Consider the following 1,885-nt stretch of genomic DNA (forward strand, 5'->3'; position numbering starts at 1 on the left):
TGACTCCCCTGTAAAAAGGGTCATTCAACCAGAAAGGGACAACAAAAAGGGCCGATCCACAAGGGGTAGCGTAAAATGCTCCTCGGACCGGGCAAACGGAACCATCTGACGCTTGAACCAGGTGAAAGGCCGTCTGAGGCGGTCGACACAGGTCAAAAGACCGACCAAAAAGAGCCAAAGGGGCGCAAGGGGCCGGTTGAGCTGGGCTTTGTGGATGCGGCGCAGGTTGACCATCATGGCGGAGCCGATCATCTGACAGGCGACCCGAAAGAGCCCGCGCACCCGCAGCCGCCCGCGGTCCAAGGGGTGTTTGACCGCCCTGATGGTGGCTTCGACAGCTGCCCGGGGATTGCCTGCTCCGGCCATGGCCGCAATGGCCTGGCGTTTGCGCACCACGCGTACGTCCCGTTGGGAGAGGTAGAGGGCCGGGGTGACTCTGCCGCTGCGGGGACGCACGGGACAGCGGTCCCACAACGGACAGGCCTGACAGATGTCCGCATCAGGACGACCGATGAAGCGCCCTGCCACCCGCCCGGACTCCATCCCAAAGCGTTGCCCGGCCGGACAGGTGGCCGCAACGGGTTCCCCTTCCGGGCCGGTTTCAAAGTGGAAATCCACCAGACTCAGCCCGTCCGGATCCGGCTTGCCGCCGCGCAGGGCGGTTTGGACATGCCGGATGTGGTGCTCGTCCAGAAGCGCATCGACCTCGGCGCTGTTGTACCCGCCATCGGTGTAGAGGGTCTCCACTTCCGTGCGTTGGACCAGGTCGGGCACCTCCTGCGCCAGCATGTGGGCATCGTCGGCCACATTGGGTTCGGTGTGCACCTTGACAATCAACTGGGTCTCGTTGTCGGGATGACAGGTCTCGGTGAGGTTGGTTACGTAGCCCCGATAGGGCTCGCCTTGCTTGCGCCGAAAGGTGGCCTCGGGGTCGTCCGGCGCTTGCAGGCTGGTGGCCGCCAGTTCCTCGGGGCGCTTGGGCCGCTGCTCCGCCTCCTCCCACACGAAGTGTTCAGCGAAGACCCGGGCCAACAGGGCATAGGCCGGGGTGTGGCCATAGCCAGACGCCAATGCCGCCAGCAGTTGAGCCATCACCTGGCCGATGGCCTGCAGGTGGGTGTCGTACTCCTCCGGCTTCAAGGTGTAGACGAAGTGGCCGGATTTGCCTTGCACATAAGGCGCAAAGAGCGCCTGGTAGCTTTCCCGGTCTGCCTCGGACAGGGCCCGATACACCCGGTGCAGCACCTCCACCAGCAACTGCATGCGGCTGTAGCGGCGAATGTTGCTGGCCACCTGGGTCGAGTCCATGCGCAGATGGGTGGTGCGCACCCCAAGGGCCTGGATTTGCTCATCCGTCACCTGTGCGAAGGCGACTTCCACCAGGTTCTCCCCCGTCTCTTGCATGTGTCGGGCCAGACGCTGCCGGAAGCCGTACAGGGTGCGGATGCTGAAGGAGCCGTCGCTCAGGTTCTCGTAGCCCACTGCGTAGCGCACCTGGAGGTCGAAGGCAAAATGATCGTACAGCTCTTCGTCCGTCCATCCGAACCCGGCCTTCAAGACCTCCAGGCTCAGGAGCACGTTCACCGGCACGTTGGGACGGGATTCCTGCGAGGAGTAGAGCACCGCAAAGGGCGTCTCATCGATGCGCTGGAAGACTTCCCGGCGGAATACGCCCGCCCAGGAGGACTCCAGCCGCTCCCGGAGGGCGGGGGACAGCTCGTCCAAGGTGCTGAACAGTGGCCTTTGCAGATGCTGCTCGTTCTTTCGAAACATGGCGTTGACCAGGTTGGCTAGGGAGGAAGTACACGTCTTCCCCTATTCTACCTATTTCGCACTTTTTCGCGAGTTGCTACATGCTGCGAAACCCTTTTTGCAGGAGAGTCAT

The 1,885-nt window shown here is 62.9% G+C and carries 1 protein-coding gene; it reads right to left on the bottom strand.

Translation table 11 applies throughout. The features are described from left to right. Positions 1-24: 24 nt before the first annotated feature. Positions 25-1,773 (bottom strand): transposase, encoded by a 1,749-nt coding sequence (locus tag FKZ61_RS23660; protein ID WP_141612632.1) that lies wholly within the window; start codon positions 1,771-1,773, stop codon positions 25-27. Between the last annotated feature and the right edge of the window lie 112 nt (positions 1,774-1,885).

It is taken from the genome of Litorilinea aerophila, assembly GCF_006569185.2.
In the GTDB taxonomy this organism is placed as follows: Bacteria; Chloroflexota; Anaerolineae; order Caldilineales; family Caldilineaceae; genus Litorilinea; species Litorilinea aerophila.